At 70.8% G+C, this 17469-nt stretch carries 16 protein-coding genes; 14 read left to right on the forward strand and 2 right to left on the reverse strand.

The window, feature by feature from the left end; all coding sequences use genetic code 11:
• The first annotated feature begins 142 nt into the window (after positions 1-142).
• From ACFWVV_RS10990 to ACFWVV_RS11000, 3 genes are read left to right on the forward strand one after another with little or no spacing between them, the layout of a single operon-like run.
• Positions 143-1237: a hypothetical protein gene (locus ACFWVV_RS10990; RefSeq protein ID WP_384345929.1), complete on the forward strand. Its 1095-nt coding sequence runs from the start codon at positions 143-145 to the stop codon at positions 1235-1237.
• Complete coding sequence (locus ACFWVV_RS10995; RefSeq protein WP_384345931.1) at positions 1234-1827, forward strand: hypothetical protein; 594 nt, start codon at positions 1234-1236, stop codon at positions 1825-1827. Before ACFWVV_RS10990 ends, ACFWVV_RS10995 begins: the two co-directional genes overlap by 4 nt.
• Positions 1828-1845: 18 nt before the next feature.
• A complete protein-coding gene (locus ACFWVV_RS11000) occupies positions 1846-2199 on the forward strand; it encodes a hypothetical protein (protein ID WP_384345933.1) in 354 nt (117 codons plus the stop codon).
• Positions 2200-2220: 21 nt separating this feature from the next.
• Here the strand turns inward: ACFWVV_RS11000 and ACFWVV_RS11005 are convergent, their stop codons facing one another.
• On the reverse strand, positions 2221-2421 hold the full coding sequence (locus tag ACFWVV_RS11005; RefSeq protein WP_384345936.1) for an excisionase family DNA-binding protein: 201 nt from the start codon (positions 2419-2421) through the stop codon (positions 2221-2223).
• Between the two features lie 209 nt (positions 2422-2630).
• Positions 2631-4463: a bifunctional metallophosphatase/5'-nucleotidase gene (locus tag ACFWVV_RS11010; RefSeq protein ID WP_384345939.1), complete on the reverse strand. Its 1833-nt coding sequence runs from the start codon at positions 4461-4463 to the stop codon at positions 2631-2633.
• 308 nt (positions 4464-4771) lie between these two features.
• On the opposite strand from ACFWVV_RS11010, the gene mshD reads away from it, so the two are divergent.
• The 11 genes from mshD (at position 4772) to pstA (ending at position 17446) form a co-directional block, all read left to right on the forward strand.
• On the forward strand, positions 4772-5725 hold the full coding sequence (gene mshD / locus ACFWVV_RS11015; protein ID WP_384345941.1) for a mycothiol synthase: 954 nt from the start codon (positions 4772-4774) through the stop codon (positions 5723-5725).
• Between the two features lie 139 nt (positions 5726-5864).
• Complete coding sequence (locus tag ACFWVV_RS11020; protein ID WP_384346057.1) at positions 5865-6326, forward strand: GntR family transcriptional regulator; 462 nt, start codon at positions 5865-5867, stop codon at positions 6324-6326.
• Positions 6323-7270 carry an ABC transporter ATP-binding protein gene (locus tag ACFWVV_RS11025; protein WP_384345944.1) on the forward strand — a complete coding sequence of 316 codons (948 nt, stop codon included), beginning with the start codon at positions 6323-6325 and terminating at the stop codon, positions 7268-7270. Before ACFWVV_RS11020 ends, ACFWVV_RS11025 begins: the two co-directional genes overlap by 4 nt.
• Positions 7267-8211 carry an ABC transporter permease gene (locus tag ACFWVV_RS11030; RefSeq protein ID WP_384345947.1) on the forward strand — a complete coding sequence of 315 codons (945 nt, stop codon included), beginning with the start codon at positions 7267-7269 and terminating at the stop codon, positions 8209-8211. The genes ACFWVV_RS11025 and ACFWVV_RS11030 overlap by 4 nt, the downstream gene beginning before the upstream one ends.
• Positions 8208-9233 carry an ABC transporter permease gene (locus ACFWVV_RS11035; protein ID WP_384345949.1) on the forward strand — a complete coding sequence of 342 codons (1026 nt, stop codon included), beginning with the start codon at positions 8208-8210 and terminating at the stop codon, positions 9231-9233. Before ACFWVV_RS11030 ends, ACFWVV_RS11035 begins: the two co-directional genes overlap by 4 nt.
• A 274-nt stretch (positions 9234-9507) precedes the next feature.
• Positions 9508-12030: an RNA degradosome polyphosphate kinase gene (locus ACFWVV_RS11040; RefSeq protein ID WP_384345952.1), complete on the forward strand. Its 2523-nt coding sequence runs from the start codon at positions 9508-9510 to the stop codon at positions 12028-12030.
• Positions 12031-12097: 67 nt separating this feature from the next.
• Positions 12098-13177 carry a CHAD domain-containing protein gene (locus tag ACFWVV_RS11045; protein WP_384345955.1) on the forward strand — a complete coding sequence of 360 codons (1080 nt, stop codon included), beginning with the start codon at positions 12098-12100 and terminating at the stop codon, positions 13175-13177.
• Positions 13174-13578, forward strand: coding sequence for an NUDIX hydrolase (locus tag ACFWVV_RS11050; protein WP_384345958.1), 405 nt, complete (start codon positions 13174-13176; stop codon positions 13576-13578). The genes ACFWVV_RS11045 and ACFWVV_RS11050 overlap by 4 nt, the downstream gene beginning before the upstream one ends.
• A gap of 470 nt (positions 13579-14048) precedes the next feature.
• On the forward strand, positions 14049-15179 hold the full coding sequence (pstS, locus tag ACFWVV_RS11055) for a phosphate ABC transporter substrate-binding protein PstS (protein WP_384345960.1): 1131 nt from the start codon (positions 14049-14051) through the stop codon (positions 15177-15179).
• Positions 15180-15380: 201 nt separating this feature from the next.
• Positions 15381-16373: a phosphate ABC transporter permease subunit PstC gene (gene pstC / locus ACFWVV_RS11060; protein WP_384345963.1), complete on the forward strand. Its 993-nt coding sequence runs from the start codon at positions 15381-15383 to the stop codon at positions 16371-16373.
• A complete protein-coding gene (pstA, locus tag ACFWVV_RS11065; RefSeq protein WP_384345966.1) occupies positions 16370-17446 on the forward strand; it encodes a phosphate ABC transporter permease PstA in 1077 nt (358 codons plus the stop codon). Before pstC ends, pstA begins: the two co-directional genes overlap by 4 nt.
• Positions 17447-17469 lie beyond the last annotated feature (23 nt).

The following is a 17469-nucleotide window of genomic DNA, read 5'->3' on the forward strand; positions in this document are numbered from 1 at the left end:
CTTCTTGGTAGTGGTCCTCCATGAGGACCTGGTGACAGGGGTGACCTTTGGATACTTGCTGAGCGCTCTGGGATCTGCCGGAGTCGCACTCCCCTTCGTCGCTCCTGCGTGCGCTGCGGCGGGCGCTTGGGAGGGGGCGCGCATGGTGCAGGGACGGGTCGCCGGATGGGCTCCTGCCAGGAGCGGTTTCTCGGTGTTGCTTCCCCTGCTCCTTCCCGTCCTGGCCATGGGGGTCTTCGGCATGGCGGTGGCGACATACATCACTGTGTCCGCCGGGCAGCCTTCGGCCGCCGTGCCGAGCCCGGAGATTCTCGGCATGTGGCTTTTCGTCCTCACCGCACACAGCATGGCGGGATTCCTGATCGGCAAGTACCTCCCACGTGTCCTAGCTGCTCCACTGGCCCTGATCGCCAGCTTTCTGCTGACCGCCTACCCCGCGGCCTTCGAGCCCCTCTGGCTCAGACACCTGGTCACCGGTGGTATCTCCACGTGCTGTTCGCTCGACCAGACCCTGGACTGGCGCGGGCCCGCAAGCGCTGCGAGTGTTGCGCTGGGTGTCTTGGCAGCCGTGGTGCTGATACTGGCCGCCCTGCCGAGAGTCACCCGTATGCTCACCGCCGTGGTTTCCATGGCGCTCGGACTGACCGCCGGAGTACTTCTGGCAGGAGGACTGTCAGCCGACCCGGTGAAAGCCCGATCGAAGTCGGAACTTCAATGCGAGAGCGGCAACCCCCGGATCTGCATCTGGCCTGAGCTGTCAGGCGACTCCGAAGTGATCCGAGAGAACGCGGCTGATGCGCGGGCACGACTGATGCGCGTCGGGCTGGCCATGCCGGACACACTCACCATGGACAACAAGCCGGGCCAGGGCGAGCTCTTCCTCGGTTCCTGGTCGAAGCCCACTCCCACAGCTATCCGGTCGGGAGTGGCGCATGGCTTGATACCGGACGGGCCCCCTGAATGCTGGCTCGCTGGAAGCCCGTTTCCCGGCGGGGCTGCTTTCGGCCCGCTCGCATCGTGGGCTACGCTCACCGCCGGGGGCGACGGCGCGGAAATGGCGGTCCGTTACGGCCAGAAGGACCATGCACTCGCCGTTGAGGTCACCAAGTGGCCGGCCCCCCGCCAGAAGGAGTGGTTCGACCACAACCGCAAATCGCTCGACGACTGCACGACCAAACCCGCCGTCACCAGAGCGCAGTTCGACGCCGTAGCAGCCGTGAAGAAGGCCGGACGATGATCTGGTGGCTCAAGGTCCGGGGAGTCCGTGCGACGCTCTTCGGCACGCTGGCGGCGCTTGTCCTCTCGGCGCTCGTTCCGCAAGAGGCCATCCCATTGCCCTCGTTGGTGGGTTCGGTGGGAGGCATTCTGGTCGTGCAACTGCTTGGGCTGCTGCCCGCCTTCCTCATGCTCTACGGGATCGACCGCGGCGACCCCTCCGCCGAGGAAGTAGCCGTAAGGCATTCGCCGCGGCTGAGTCTCGCGCTGTGTTGCGCCTTTGCGCTGGCCACGGGAATCGTTTCGCTCGTGTTCCATCTCGCGCTCGACAGGCCTGAGACTCTGTCCCTGGCGCGCAACAGCATCGGGTTTCTGGCCGCCGCGCTGATTGTGAGAGCGTTGCTCGGCGCGGGCGTCGCCGTAATTTGCGTCGCCGCCCTGCCCATCGCATGCGCGGTGGCGGGCCGCGGCGCCGGCGGTGTGGCACTGCCGTGGGCCTGGCCCATCCACGAGCCCACGTCGGTCTTGGCGGTAGCCGAAGTGGCGGTTCTCTTCGTCGTGGCGAGCGGCCTACTGGTCCGGCGGAGCCGGCCGCTGCACGACCCTCTCTAGCGGCTTCGACCGGGTGCCGTGCCCACCAAGCGCCCCAGGGGCGGCACCCGGAGCATCCCGGGTGCCGCCCCACTCCATATCGGCCTCAAATCCGCCGCCGGCCTCCGCCGCGAACTGCTCCGCACCGCCTCTCGCCAGCAGGTCGAGCAGACCGTGCAAGTCCTTGGGTTCGCGCCGGTAACGGGCCACCTGCTCCGGCAGGACGAGCATGACGGCCACTGGTTGAAGCTCCGCCGCCACCTCACCACCGCGCTGTACGGGAAGGCATGCGACATGGCTTCGACCGCAGGCCCAGTCCTCGGAGATCCGCTGCGCGAGATCGCGGCGCAGCTCCTCCAGGGTGTGGGTCGAGGAGGCTCGTTCACTCAGTGACGTACAGGCTTGAGTCCTCGGTCAGTTCAACGAGTCTGTCCAAGCCACTGCGCCTCTCGGAACGGCGTAGGTCCCGGACGACGAGCACGTCGGAGAGCAGCACACGTCGGTCACGTCCGGACCCGCGGAACGGGAGCTTCCCTCGTCGAGGATCTTCACGAAGGTCGGCCGGCTGACCCCGAGCAGATCCGCCGCCTCCTGAATGGTCAGGGTCGTGGTCACGGGGGCGACTGTATTCGACCTGCCCTCGGTCGGCAGCGCAGCACGGATGTCGGCGAGCAGGACCGCGCACACCTCGACGGGCGGCGTGTGCCCTGTCTCGTCGAGACAGCGCAGCATCCGCGGGCGCGTGAGCCGAGGGTGTGAACGCCGCAGGGGCGGCGTGCGGGAGATCCCGGGTGCCGCCCCTGCGGTGTCAGCGTGCGGACGTACTACTTCACGATCGTGATCCGGTCCGCCGCCGACGGGGCGATCGGCTTGGTGGCGCTGGAGTTCGCGGCCAGGTAGGCGTTGAAGACGTCCAGGTCGGAGGCCGCGTTGAGCTTGTTCTTGCCGAGGGCGAGGGCGGGGAAGTTGTCGCCGCCGCCTGCCAGGAACTCGTTCATCGCGACGCGGTACGTCTTGGCCGGGTCGATCGCCGCACCGTTCAGCTTGATGGTCGCGGCGTCGACGCGGTCCGCGCCGGACTTGGTGAGGTCGAGCGTGTAGGTCAGGCCCTTCGAGACCTGGAGGATCTTCGGGGAAGCCTCGTTCTTGCCGCTGACCTGCTGCTTCAGCGCAGCGATGAGGTCCGCGCCGGTGAGGTCGACGACGTTCATGAGGTTGGTGAAGGGCTGGACCGTGAAGGCTTCGCCGTAGGTGACGACCCCGTCGCCCTCGCTGCCCGACGCCTTGTAGACCAGGTCGGAACGGATGCCGCCCGGGTTCATGAGGGCGAGCTGCGCGCCGCCCTTGTCCGCCGGGGACAGGCCCTGGAGCTGGGCGTCGGCTATCAGGTTGCCGAGGGGCTTCTCCAGCGCCGTGGAGCCACGGCCCTCGATGTCGGCGGAGATGTAGCCCTGGGGCCGGTTCGCGATCGGGGCCGCGAGGACGTTCCAGCGCTCGATCAGCTTCCGCATGTCCGCACCCAGCACCTCCCTCTCGGGCTGGTCACGGGTGACGATGTAGTTGCGCGAGGTCGGCGACTTGGCCGTCGTACGGACGATGTCCTGGGTACGGCGGTCGTAGGTGAGTGTCGTCTCGGTGTAGAGCTTGCCGAACGAGGACGCCGACGTCACCAGGCGGGGGTTGCCCGCCGGGTCGGGGATGGTGCACACGTACGACTGGTGGGTGTGGCCGGTGACCAGCGCGTCGACCTTCGGGCTGATGCCCTTGGCTATGTCGGTGATCGGACCGGAGATGCCGTCACCGGCGCCCGGACTGTCGCAGTTGTAGTCGTACGCGGTGGAGGCGGGCGCGCCGCCCTCGTGGATGAGCGCGACGATGGACTTCACGCCCTGCCGGTCGAGCTCCTTGGCGTACTTGTTGACCGTCTCGATCTCGTCGTGGAACTTGAGCCCCTTGACGCCGGCGGCCGTGACGATGCCCGGGGTGTTCTCGAGCGTGACGCCGATGAAGCCGATCTTGACGCCGTTCTTCTTCCAGACGGTGTACGGCTTCAGGAGGGTCTTGCCCGTCTTCTCCTTGGTGACGTTCGCGGAGAGGTACGGGAAGTCGGCGCCCTCGAACTTCTTCGGCTTGCCCTTCTTGTCCTTCTCGTAGCAGCCCTCGGTGGGGTGGCAGCCGCCGTACTGCATGCGCAGGAGTTCCGCGGAGCCCTCGTCGAACTCGTGGTTGCCGACGGACGACACGTCGAGCTTCATCTTGTTGAGGGCTTCGACGGTGGGCTCGTCGTGGAAGAGCCCCGAGAGCATCGGGGATCCGCCGATCATGTCGCCGGCGGTGGCCGTGACCGAGTACTTCTTGCCCTCGCGGGCCTTGCGGAGGCTCGTCGCCAGGTGCTCGACGCCGCCCGCGTCGACGGTGCCGACCTTGCCCGAGGAGCCGGTCGGCGGCTCCAGGTTGCCGTGCAGGTCGTTGAAGGAGAGGAGCTGCACGTCGACGGTACGGCCGTGGCCGGAGCCGTGGCCGCCGCCCTTGCCGTTGCCGGCCGGGCCGTTCGCTGCGGCGGGCATGGCGGCGACGAGTGCGCCGGCGGTGGTCAACCCGGCGGCGGCCACCAGAAGGCGGCGTACCGCGCGGTTCGGACGAGGGTTCGCTGACATCTGTCCCCTTGTGAGTTCAGCGTGAGGGTGAGGGCTGCGTTCGGCAGCCTAAGGTCGACGCGCGTAGCGCAACAGGGGGTGACGGGTTACGAGGTGGTTTCCGTTGGCGGTACGTCAGCCCCCGTGCGAGAGCGACGGGCACACGGGGCAGCACCGGCGTCCGTCCGCACCTCCGCCCCCCGAGGCCGACCGTCCGTGCCTGCGCCCGCCGGTTCCCGATGCCGCCTGTCCGCGCCTCCGTCCCCCGGTTCCCGACGCCGCCCGTCCGCACCCCCGCCCGCCCGTTCCCGCGCCGTACGCTCGACTGCATGACGACTGACGCATCCGCCGCCGGCTCCGCCAACCCGGCCGCACCCCTGGTCCGTACATTCGACGCGCTCGACGAGCGCCAGGCCACCGAGGTTCTCGCTCTGCTGGCCGGGGCGGCGCGCACGGACGGCGTGCAGGCCGTGTCCGAGCAGGGGCGGCTCGCCATCAAGGGAGGCCGCAGGAGCGGCGTTTCGCACCTGCTGGTGCACGACGACGGGGGTGTCCTCGTCGGGTACGCCCAGCTGGAGGACACCGACCCGGTCGAGGCACCGGCCGCCGAGCTGGTGGTGCATCCCGAGCGGCGCGGGCACGGGTTCGGGCGGGCGCTCGGGGACGCGCTGCTCGCGGCCTCGGGGCGGCGGCTGCGGGTGTGGGCGCACGGCGGCAAGGCGGCTGCGCGGCACCTGGCGCAAGCGCTGGGTCTCGCTCTCTTCCGTGAACTGCGGCAGCTGCGGCGCCCCTTGGGCAAGGTGGACGAACTGGACATCGCCGAGCCGGTGTACCCGCAGGGCGTCCGGGTGCGGACCTTCGTGCCCGGTCAGGACGACGCGGCGTGGCTGGCCGTGAACGCCGCCGCCTTCGCCCACCACCCCGAGCAGGGGTCGCTGACGCAGCGGGACCTGGACGACCGGATGGCCGAGGAGTGGTTCGACCCGGAGGGGTTCTTCCTCGCGGTGGCGGAGGACGACGGGCGGATCGTCGGGTTCCACTGGACCAAGGTGCACCGCCAGGAGCAGCTCGGCGAGGTGTACGTGGTCGGGATCGCGCCGGACGCCCAGGGCGGCGGACTCGGCAAGGCGCTGACCGCGACCGGGCTGCGGCACCTGGCTGCACAGGGGCTGCCGACCGCTTCGCTGTACGTCGACGCGGACAACGTGGCGGCCGTGACGGTGTACGAGCGGCTCGGGTTCAAGACGTACGAGACCGATCTGATGTACCGGACCGAATCGTGACGTAGGTGCAGTGAGTGGCTCAAAGGTGACTCGGGGGGTGTGAGCGCCGAAAGACCGCAGGGCCGAGGGGCCGGTTGACACCGGCCCCTCTCTTGCATCACCCTTTCACTACTTGATTAGTGAAAGGGGGGTGAGCGTGATGGTCGAGTACCGCATCGACCGGCGCAGCGGCGTCGCCACCTACCTCCAGATCGTGCAGCAGACCAAGCACGCCCTGCGGCTCGGACTGCTGGAGCCCGGCGACCAGCTGCCCACCGCCCGCGCGGTGGTGGAGGCCACGGCGATCAACCCGAACACCGTGCTCAAGGCGTACCGCGAGCTGGAGCGGGAGGGCCTGGTGGAGGCCCGGCGCGGGATGGGGACCTTCGTGACCCGGTCCCTGGGGGCCGTGCAGCAGCCCGACTCCGGGCCGCTGCGCGAGGAGCTGAAGGGGTGGGCGCTGCGCGCCAGGGAGTCCGGGATGGACCGGGACGACGTGGCCGCGCTCCTCACCTCCGTACTGGACGAAGTCTTCGCCGACGGGACGCCCGTCGGCACAGCACCGCACACGGCCGACGGGATACCCGTCGGCACAGCACCGCACACAGGGGAGCAAGGATGACGGCGACTGCCGCGATCGAGGCGGCCGGCCTCGGAAAGAAGTACGGACGGCCGGGCAAGTGGGCGGTACGCGACTGCTCCTTCCGTCTTCCACGGGGGCACATCTGCGCACTCGTCGGCCCCAACGGGGCGGGCAAGTCGACCCTGCTGGCGCAGCTGGCGGGCCTGCTGCGGCCGACGGAGGGTGCCGTACGCGTCCTGGGCAAGCGGCCCGGCGAGGCGCGCGAGCGAGTCTCCTTCCTCGCCCAGGAGAAACCGCTGTACGGGCAGTTCAGCATCGCGGAAACCCTGCGCATGGGCCGCGAGCTGAACCCGGGCCGGTGGGACGACGAGCGCGCCGAGCGGATCGTGGCCGACGGCGGTCTCAGCCTGGCGGCGCGGGTGCGTGAGCTCTCCGGCGGCCAGCGCACCCGGGTCGCCCTGGCCCTCGCCCTCGGCAAGCAGCCAGAACTCCTGCTGCTGGACGAGCCGATGGCCGACCTCGACCCCCTCGCCCGCCACCAGCTGATGGGCAACCTGCTCGCCGAGGCGGGCGAGAGCGGCACCACCGTCGTCATCTCGTCGCACATCCTGGCCGAGCTGGAGGGCGCCTGCGACTACCTGTTCCTGATGGAGGGGGGCCGCGTACGGCTCGGTGGCGAGACCGAGGAACTCCTCTCCGCCCACGCCCTGCTGACCGGCCCGGTCGCCGAGCTCGACCCGGAGACCACGGTGGTCGAGTCGCGTGTGACCGGTCGTCAAATGACGGCGCTGATAAGGAAGGACGGGCCTTCCGCGCCCGGCGGCGCCTGGGAGTCCGTCGAGCCCACCCTGGAGGAGCTGTTGCTCGCCCACATGCGCGCACCCGAGGCACCCGCCCTGCTGACGCCGAGCGCGGAGCCGCGCGATCTGGCGCACACCGTGCGTCCGGCGGACGCGGGACACCGGACGGGGGCCGCCGCATGAGCACGCTCACCCACCTGCCTTCCCTGCACGGCCCGCGCTGGGTCACGCTGCGCCAGCACCGCACCACCGCGAGGGCGTTCGCCTGGTTCGTGCTGGTGGCGGCACTCGGCGTGGCGGCCTTCCTGGTCGCCGCCGGTGGCGACCCGAAGTCCGCGCTCGTCAGGAACGCCGACACGGCCATGTCCATGGTCCTCACCCGCTCCACCACGGCGCTCGCCCTGCTGCCCGCCCTGGTCGGCGCGTTCGTCGCGGGCCCGCTGGTGGCCCGCGAGCTGGAGTCGGGGACGTACACCTGGCTGTGGACCCAGTCGGTGACCCCGGCCCGCTGGCTGGCCGCCAAACTCGCGGTGGCGACGGCGGTCACCCTGACCGGGACGGCCGCGCTGGTGGTGCTGTTCCGGCTGGCCAGGGGCGGCCTTCAGGAAGTGTCGCGGATGGGTCTGGTCTGGCACGACACCGCGTTCGAGATGCTCGGCCCGGTCGCCGTCGCCCAGTGCGCGCTCGGCATCGGCGTCGGCACCCTGGTGGGGCTCCTGGTGCGCAGGACGGTGCCGGCGATGGTGGTCACCGGGCTCACGGTGATCGTCACGCAGCTGCTGTTCACGACCACCCTGCGGGAGAAACTCTGGCCCGTGGACACCGTCCAGCCGAAGCAGCTGTTCACCGGAACCCCCGGCATCCAGGTCATCGAGGAAGGCATGCTGACCGCCTCCGGCGAACGCATCCCGCTGGACCTCTGCTTCGGGCCTGCCGGGGCGGGCAAGCCCCTCGAAGAGTGCATGGCCGGACTCGGCGGGGTGCGCAACTTCGCGGACATCCACCCCGAGTCGCACTTCTGGCCGCTCCAGCTGGTGGAGAGCGGGCTGCTGGTACTGGTCGCGGGCGTCGCTGTGGCGGTGTCCTTCCGGATACTGCGCAGGCGGTACGGGGTGGGGGCGTGAGCGAACTGACGCTGCGCGCACCGGAAGCCGCTCAGGTGGCGCCCGCACGGCCCTCCTTGCGAGGACTCATCCGGCTCCAGGCGCGGCAGCACCGGCGGACGATGTGGATCGCCGGAGCGACCGTGGCGGTGGCCGTCCTGCTGGCCTGCGCAGTGCGGTGGTGGTGGGAAGCGTCGGGGGCCGCCGCGCCGGACGCCCTCTGGGGCGAGGCCCAGTTGGCGGAACTCGCCAAGCGCGGCGGAACGGTGCTCGTCGCGCTCCCCTTCCTGATCGGTGCCGTCGTGGCGGGGCCGATGATCGCGCGGGAGCTGGAGTCGGGCACGTACAAGGTCGCCTGGACGCAGTCCGTCTCCCCGGCACGTTGGCTGGTCTCGAAGCTGGTGCTGCCGGTGGGGGCGGTGGTGGTGACGACACCGCTCCTGGTGGGGGCCTTCCGGCTGGTGCGGGGACCGTTCGCGACGCGGCCGTACTTGGGCCTCGCCTGGTACGACAGCGGCGTGTACGAGGCGCTGGGGCCGGTCTTCCTCGGGTACTCGCTCCTGGGCGTCACCCTCGGCGCGCTGATCGGGCTGCTGGTGCGGCGGACGCTGCTCGCCATGGCCGGCACGGTGGTCACCATGGGAGCCCTGTTGCTGGTGATGCAGCAGTGGCGGGACGATCTGTCGCCGATGCGGACGGCGGTGGGCGAGGGCGTCACCTCGTTCACTCCCGGGGACCACTGGCGGATGGAGTGGAGCCACGGCGGCGGCTGGCAGACCGCCGCCGGGGTGCGGATCGACACGGAGCCGTGCAACGAAGTGGCGGGGCGGGCCCTGGACGCGGCACCCCATGCCGACGCGGACGTGTACGAGCCCGTCTTCAGCCGGTGCGTCGCGGAGCGGGGCGGGGTCACCGAGTTCTCGGACTACCACGCGGCGGCGGACTTCTGGCCGTTGCAGGGCGTGGAGACGGTAATCCTGCTGGTCCTGGCGGCGGGGGCCGGCTGGCTGGCCTTCCGCGCGCTGCGGAGGCTGCACGGGTGAGACAGGGCCCGACGAGGGCGTGACGGGGGTGACGGGGGCGGTGACCCGGCCGTCACCGCGGCGGAGCTTGCGGGGGTGTCTCCCGTAAGCCCCGCCGCGGGCGTGCAGGGGTGACCCCGACCGCCCCCACCGCGGCCCTCGTATGACACGTCCCCGTAACCCCGCATTCAGACATGCTTGCGAAGCTCGCGGGATGCGACCCCCCGTGCACTCTCCGCCCGCCGCCTCCCCGTCCGGCGCGCCCGCCGAGGGCCCCGCGCGGAAGAATGGGGGTATGAGCCAGCAGCCGAAGCACCGCCCCGACGCCGAGGTCCCCGTCCAGCACGCCCAGCCGGACCCGCAGCCCCCGGCCGACGGGCAGCCGCAGGCTCAGAAGCAGACCCGGCCACGAAACCAGGCACAGGACGCGTCAGCGGACCGGTCACAGGACGCGTCAGCGGACCGGTCACAGGGGACGTCCACGGACCGGTCACAAGGCACGTCCGCCGGTCGGACACAGGGCGCGTCCGCCACTGAGACGGCAGAAGAACCGGTGGATGGGCCGGGCGGCGCTTCAGGTACCCCGTCCCGCCCCCAGCCCTCCGTAGGAGCGATAGCCGCCCACCGGCCGTTCACGCGCGTCGGTTACGGCTCCCGTTCCGGGTCGGCGCGATCGGCTGCCGGGCTGGACCCCGACCTCGACGCGGACGTCCACATGTACCAAGAGGCCGAGTACGGCGACGGCACCAGCGCACCCCTCCCCCAGGGCCGCTTCCTGGACCGCGAACGCAGCTGGCTCGCGTTCAACGAGCGCGTCCTCGAACTGGCCGAGGACCCCTCCACACCCCTCCTCGAACGGGCTAACTTCCTGGCGATTTTCGCCAGCAACCTGGACGAGTTCTTCATGGTCCGGGTCGCCGGACTCAAGCGGCGCATCGCGACCGGCGTCGCGACCCGTTCCGCGTCCGGACTTCAGCCCCGCGAGGTGCTGGACCTCATCTGGACCCGGTCGCGCGAACTCATGGCCCGGCACGCCGCCTGCTTCCAGCAGGACATCTCGCCCGCCCTGTCCGACGAGGGCATCCACCTCATCCGCTGGCCCGACCTGACGGAGAAGGAACAGGCGCGCCTGTTCACCCTCTTCCGGCAGAAGATCTTCCCGGTGCTGACCCCCCTCGCCGTCGACCCGGCGCACCCCTTCCCGTACATCTCCGGCCTCTCCCTCAACCTGGCCGTCGTGGTGCGCAACCCCGTCTCGGGGCACCGCCACTTCGCCCGCGTGAAGGTCCCGCCGCTGCTCTCGCGGTTCCTGGAGGTCACCCCCGAGCGCTACGTACCGCTCGAAGACGTCATCGCGGCCCACCTGGAGGAGCTCTTCCCGGGGATGGAGGTGCTGGCGCACCACATGTTCCGGGTGACCCGCAACGAGGACCTCGAAGTCGAGGAGGACGACGCCGAGAACCTCCTCAAGGCCCTGGAGAAGGAGCTGATGCGGCGCCGCTTCGGGCCGCCGGTGCGCCTGGAGGTCGAGGAGTCCATCGACCCGTACGTACTGGACCTGCTGGTGCGGGAGCTGAAGGTCTCGGACTCCGAGGTCTACCCGCTGCCCGGCCCCCTGGACCTCACCGGCCTCTTCGGCATCGCCGGACTCGACCGCCCCGAGCTCAAGTACCCGCGCTTCATCGCGGGCACCCACCGCGACCTCGCCGAGGTCGAGTCGGCCTCCGCGCCCGACATCTTCGCCGCCCTGCGCGAGCGCGACGTCCTGCTGCACCACCCGTACGACTCCTTCTCCACCTCCATCCAGCTCTTCCTCGAACAGGCCGCCGCCGACCCGGACGTCCTCGCCATCAAGCAGACGCTGTACCGGACCTCGGGCGACTCGCCGATAGTGGACGCCCTCATCGACGCGGCCGAGTCCGGCAAGCAGGTTCTCGTCCTGGTGGAGATCAAGGCCCGCTTCGACGAGCAGGCCAACATCAAATGGGCGCGGAAGCTGGAGGAGGCCGGCTGCCACGTCGTGTACGGCCTCGTCGGGCTGAAGACGCACTGCAAGCTGTCGCTGGTGGTGCGGCAGGAGGGCGACACGCTCCGCCGCTACAGCCACGTGGGCACCGGCAACTACCACCCCAAGACGGCCCGGCTGTACGAGGACCTCGGCCTGCTCACCACCGACCCGCAGGTCGGCGCGGACCTCTCCGACCTCTTCAACCGGCTCTCCGGCTACTCCCGCCGCGAGACCTACCGCCGGCTGCTGGTCGCCCCCAAGTCCCTGCGCGACGGGCTGATCTCCCGCATCAACAAGGAGGCCGTCCACCACCTGGCCGGCCGCCCCGCCCACGTCCGCATCAAGGTCAACTCGATGGTCGACGAGGCGATCATCGACGCGCTCTACCGGGCGTCCCAGGCGGGCGTACCGGTCGACGTGTGGGTACGCGGCATCTGCGCGGTCCGCCCCGGCGTCACCGGCCTCTCGGAGAACATCCGGGTCCGGTCCGTCCTCGGCCGCTTCCTCGAACACTCCCGGATCTTCGCCTTCGGCAACGGCGGCGAGCCCGAAATCTGGTTCGGCAGCGCGGACATGATGCACCGCAACCTGGACCGCCGGATAGAGGCGCTGGTACGGGTCACCGACCCGGCGCACCGGGCAGCGCTCAGCCGCCTCCTCGAAACCGGCATGTCGGACACCACCGCCTCCTGGCACCTCGGCCCGGACGGCAACTGGACCCGCCACTCGACGGACGCGGACGGACACCCCTTGCGCCACGTACAGGAAATGCTGATCGACGCCCGGAGGCGCCGACGTGCCACGCCATGAACCAGCCACCACCGGAGTACCGGATCCCATACTTACCGGCCACCTCCGCACCACGGCCGGGGCCCTGATGCCCGGCGGTACGGACGACGGCCCCCTCGCTCCCTATCTGCACGCCCAGGCGGCCGAGTTCCTGCGGGCGCTGCGACGGCACCGGGAGGGCACGGAGGCCACCGATCCGGTGCTCTCCACGCGCTCCGCACTCGACATGCGCCGGGCGGCCCGGCGGATCGGCGGCGCGCTGCACACGTTCCGGCCCCTGACGGACCGGGCCTGGGCGGACCCCCTGCGCGCCGAACTGGCCTGGCTCTCGGGCACCCTGGCCCGCGAACACGCCCACGCTTCCCAGCTGTCCCGCCTGCTGGACGCCCTCCAACGCCTGGACTCCCCGGCACCACTGCCACAGCCGGCCCAGCCGACGAGGCCTCGGACCGAGGCCGTCCATTCCGCGCCGCCCGGGACAGGGCCCTTCCCCTCCGGACCCGCCGGCTCCCGGTCCGCGCCGACCGGGGCCGGGTCCTCCGCCTCCGGGCCCGCCGCCCCCACGCTGTCGCGGGAGACCGCGCTCGGTATCGCCCGCGCCGGGGCGCTCCTGGAACGGCAGCTCACCCTCGCCCGTACCCGCGCGCACTCCGCCGCCCTCCAGGCGCTCGGCTCGTCGCGGTTCCACGCGGTGGCCGACGCGGTGGCGGTGCTCGCCTCCGAGGCGCCGGTGACTCCCGGCGACCCGGCCCCGTACGCCGCCCACGCCGCGCACCGGCTGACCGAAGCGGTGGACGTCCTGCCGCTGGGCCGCGCGGCCCGCCCGTACAACGCGGAGGCCGCCCACGACGGCCAGGACTCCCCCTGGCACCAGGTCCGCCTGCTGCTGCGCCTGCACCGGTACGCCCAGGAGGTCACCGGCGGCGACACCACCGTCCTCGCCGAGGCGAGCCGCACGCTCGACCGGCACCGCGACGCCGCCGAAGCGGCATCGGCCGCCGCGGCCGCCGCCCGTACCGCCCGCATCGCCCCCGCCACGGCGTACGCGCTCGGGGTACTGCACTCCGAGCAGCGCCACGAGGTGGAGGCGGCCCGCTTCGCCTTCCAGCGGCAGTGGCGGCTCGCGGCGGACGCGACCAGGGAGACGAGGGAGGCGATGCGGGGATGAGGACCGGCGCGGGTACGGTGCTGGCGGCCGGCTGCGTGCTGTGGCGGCGGGCACCGCACGGCGACGGCATCGAGGTCTGCCTCGTGCACCGGCCCAGGTACGACGACTGGTCGCACCCGAAGGGCAAGCTCAAGCGCGGCGAGGACCCGCTGGCGGGGGCGCTGCGGGAGGTGCGGGAGGAGACCGGGTACGAGTGCGTGCCGGGGGCGCAGCTGCCGACGGTGCGGTACATGGCGCACGGGCGGCCCAAGCAGGTCATGTACTGGGCCGCGGAGGCCACGACCGGCTCCTTCGTCCCCAACGCGGAAGTGGACCGCCTCCTCTGGCTCCCCCCGAAAGCCGCCACCCCCCACCTCACCCACCCCCACGACCGCCCCCTCCTCACCTCCCTCCCGCACTAACTCCCCCCTCCCCAGCCCCCTTGGGCGGCGGGGCCGCCCCCGGGGGCGGAACGGGCGGGCAAGGGGGCGGCCCCCGGCGGAGCCGTGCACCCCTGTCCCGCCCACCCCGGTCCCCGGCGGACCCGCGCCCCCCGGCGGCCCCGTGCGCCCCGGCCCCGCCACCCCCGCGGACCCACACCCCCGGCCCCGCCCACCCGAATGGCCCCCACCCCCCGGCGGAGCCCCCGGCACCCCTCCGCCCGCCACGGTTCACCTCACGTTCACTCTCCCCCGTAGGCCGCGTCACCTGTTCTGCCTAATTTCGTACCTACGAGGTGCCCGGCCCCCGGCCGAAGGCACCACGCTCAACACGTAGCGCTCGACACGTAGCGCTCACCACGTAGCGCGCACCACACGACGGCAGCACAAGGACATCCCACGCACGCCGCCCGCCCCAGGGCCCGGCGGCACCCGGAAGGAACCAGAGAGTGATGAAGCTCCAGCGCAAGAACCGGCTCCGCGCCTCCGCACTCGGCGCCCTCGCCGTCTCCGGCGCCCTGCTCCTCACGGCGTGCGGCTCGGACAACAACACCGGCGGCACCGGCGGCACCGGCAACTCCGCCGCCGCCAAGAACGTCAAGTGCGACGGCGCCAAGGGCAAGCTCCTCGCCTCCGGCTCCTCCGCGCAGAAGAACGCCATGGACCTCTGGGTCAAGAACTACATGGCCGCCTGCCAGGGCGTGGAGATCAACTACAAGGGCTCCTCCTCCGGCGACGGCATCAACGCCTTCACCCAGGGCACCGTCGGCTTCGCCGGCTCCGACTCCGCGCTGAAGCCCGACGAGGTCACCGCATCGAAGGCGGCCTGCAAGACCGGCCAGGGCATCAACCTGCCGATGGTCGGCGGCCCGGTCGCGATCGGCTACAACCTGCCGAACGTCGAGAACCTGGTCCTGGACGCCCCGACCCTCGCCAAGATCTTCGACAGCAAGATCAAGAAGTGGAACGACCCGGCGATCACCAAGCTGAACCCGGGCGTCAAGCTCCCGGACTCGGCGATCCAGTCGATCCACCGCTCCGACGACTCGGGCACCACCCAGAACCTCGGCAAGTACCTCGGCAAGGCCGCCGCCTCCGACTGGAAGTACGAGGCGGAGAAGAAGTGGCCCGCCGCCGGCGGCCAGGGCGCCCCCAGCTCCTCCGGTGTCGCGGCCCAGGTCAAGCAGGTCGAAGGTGCCATCGGCTACTTCGAGCTCAGCTACGCCACCTCGCAGTCCATCCCCACGGTGAAGATCGACACGGGCGCCGCTGCCCCGGTCGCCGCCACCTCGGAGAACGCCTCCAAGGCCATCGCCGCCGCCAAGATCAAGGGCACCGGCAAGGACCTGGCGCTGAGCCTGGACTACGCGACCAAGGCCGAAGGCGCGTACCCGCTGGTCCTGGTCACGTACGAGATCGTCTGCGACACGGGCAACAAGGCCGACAGCCTGGGCACGGTCAAGTCCTTCCTGACCTACACCGCCTCCGACGAGGGCCAGAAGGTCCTGACCGAGGCCGGCTACGCCCCCATCCCCACCGAGATCATCACCAAGGTCCGCGAGACCGTCGCAGGCCTGAAGTAACCCCGGCCTGAACCACCCAGTTCCGAAACAACCCAGTTCCGGAACAACCCAGGGTGCGGGGGCCGGCCCCGACCGGGCCGCCCCCGCATCCCCGGCTCCGTACACCCCGCTCCCGCACTCCCCCCGCCCCACCCATCCGGTGCACCGCCGCCCGGGAACGGCCCACGCATCCGCTCCCATCCCAGACCGGAAAGACACGCCATGCCCACCACAGTGACACCCCCGGACGCGCCCCCGGCACCTCCACCGCTCGCCAAGGAGCGCACCGCAGCCCGCCCCGGCGACAAGATCTTCCTCGGCCTCTCCCGCGGCTCCGGCATCCTCCTGCTCGCGGTCATGGCGTCCATCGCGGCGTTCCTGACCTTCCGCGCCGCGGTCGCCCTCTCGAAGAACGAGGGAAACTTCCTCACCACCTTCGACTGGAACCCGACCGGAAACCCCCCGGTCTTCGGCATCGCCGTACTCCTCTACGGCACGGTCGTCAGCTCCGTCATCGCGATGGTGATCGCCGTCCCGATCGCCGTCGGGATCGCCCTCTTCATCTCGCACTACGCGCCCCGCAGGCTCGCCGCGCCCCTCGCGTACGTGGTGGACCTCCTCGCCGCGGTGCCGTCGATCATCTACGGCATCTGGGGCGCCCTGATCCTCGTCCCGTACCTCACGGGTCTGAACTCCTGGCTGGACACGTTCTTCGGCTGGACGCAGATCTTCGACAAGACCGAGACCGGCGCGGCCCGCAACCTCTTCACCGTCGGCATCCTCCTCGCGATCATGATCCTGCCGATCGTCACGAGCGTCAGCCGCGAGGTCTTCCTCCAGGTCCCGAAGATGAACGAGGAAGCCGCACTCGCCCTCGGCGCCACCCGCTGGGAGGTCATCCGCCTCTCGGTCCTGCCCTTCGGCCGCTCCGGCGTGATCAGCGCGTCGATGCTCGGCCTGGGACGCGCACTCGGTGAGACCATGGCAGTAGCCACCGTCCTCTCCCCCAGCTTCCTCATCTCCCCGCACCTGCTCGACGCGGGCGGCGGCACCTTCGCGCAGAACATCGCCGCGAAGTTCGACGAGGCCAACGAGTTCGGGCGCGACGCGCTCATCGCCTCGGGTCTCGTCCTCTTCGTCCTCACCCTGATCGTCAACGGCGCGGCTCGCCTGATCATCGCCCGCCGCAAGGAGTACTCGGGGGCCAACGCATGAGCCAGGCAACGATGACCCAGGACACCCGCCCCACCCCGGCCCCCCTCGCGAGCACCCTCGCGGGCAAGAGCCTCCCCCGCTGGTCCCCGTTCGGCTTCGCCGCCCTCTCGCTCGCCCTTGCCGTCGGCGTCGGCACGCTCGCGGGCTGGCAGAGCAAGGTCCAGTGGGGCCTGATCGCGGCCGTGCTGTTCGTCGCGGTGACCTACACGGCCAGCGCCGTCGTCGAGGACAAGCGCCAGGCCAAGGACCGCGTGGCCACCAGCGTCGTCTGGGTCTGTTTCCTCCTCGCGATCATCCCGCTGGCCTCGCTGCTGTTCACGACGATCAGCCGCGGCATGAAGGTCCTCGACGGCTACTTCCTCACCCACTCGATGGCCGGCGTGCCCGGCTTCGAGGTGGGCGGCGGCGTCTACCACGCCCTGATCGGCACCCTGGAACAGGTCGGTCTCGCCACCCTGATCGCCGCCCCGATCGGCCTGCTGACGGCCGTCTACCTGGTGGAGTACGGCAAGGGCGCGCTCGCCAAGGCGGTGACGTTCTTCGTGGACGTCATGACCGGCATCCCGTCCATCGTCGCGGGCCTCTTCCTCCTCGCGATCATGCTGATGTTCCAGCTCCAGGTCTCCGGCTTCATGGGCGCGCTCGCCCTGTCGATCCTGATGGTCCCGGTCGTGGTCCGCTCCACCGAGGAAATGCTCAAGCTGGTGCCGAACGAGCTGCGCGAGGCCTCCCTCGCCCTCGGCGTACCGAAGTGGCGCACGATCCTGAAGGTGGTCCTGCCGACCGCCGTCGGCGGCATCACCACCGGCGTCATGCTGGCCGTCGCCCGCATCGCCGGTGAGACCGCTCCGATCATGCTGCTGGTCTTCGGTTCCCAGCTGATCAACACGAACCCCTTCGACGGCGCCCAGTCCTCGCTCCCCTTCTACATCTGGGAGCAGTACCGGGTCGGCAGCGAGGCGAGTTACGACCGCGCCTGGGCAGCCGCCCTGGTCCTGATCGCCTTCGTCATGATCCTCAACCTGGTGGCCCGCGGCATCGCCCGCTGGAAGGCTCCCAAGACCGGTCGCTGACGCGACCTTTGAAAGCGAAGTGA

This window comes from Streptomyces sp. NPDC058663 (assembly GCF_042716745.1).
Classification (GTDB): domain Bacteria; phylum Actinomycetota; class Actinomycetes; order Streptomycetales; family Streptomycetaceae; genus Streptomyces.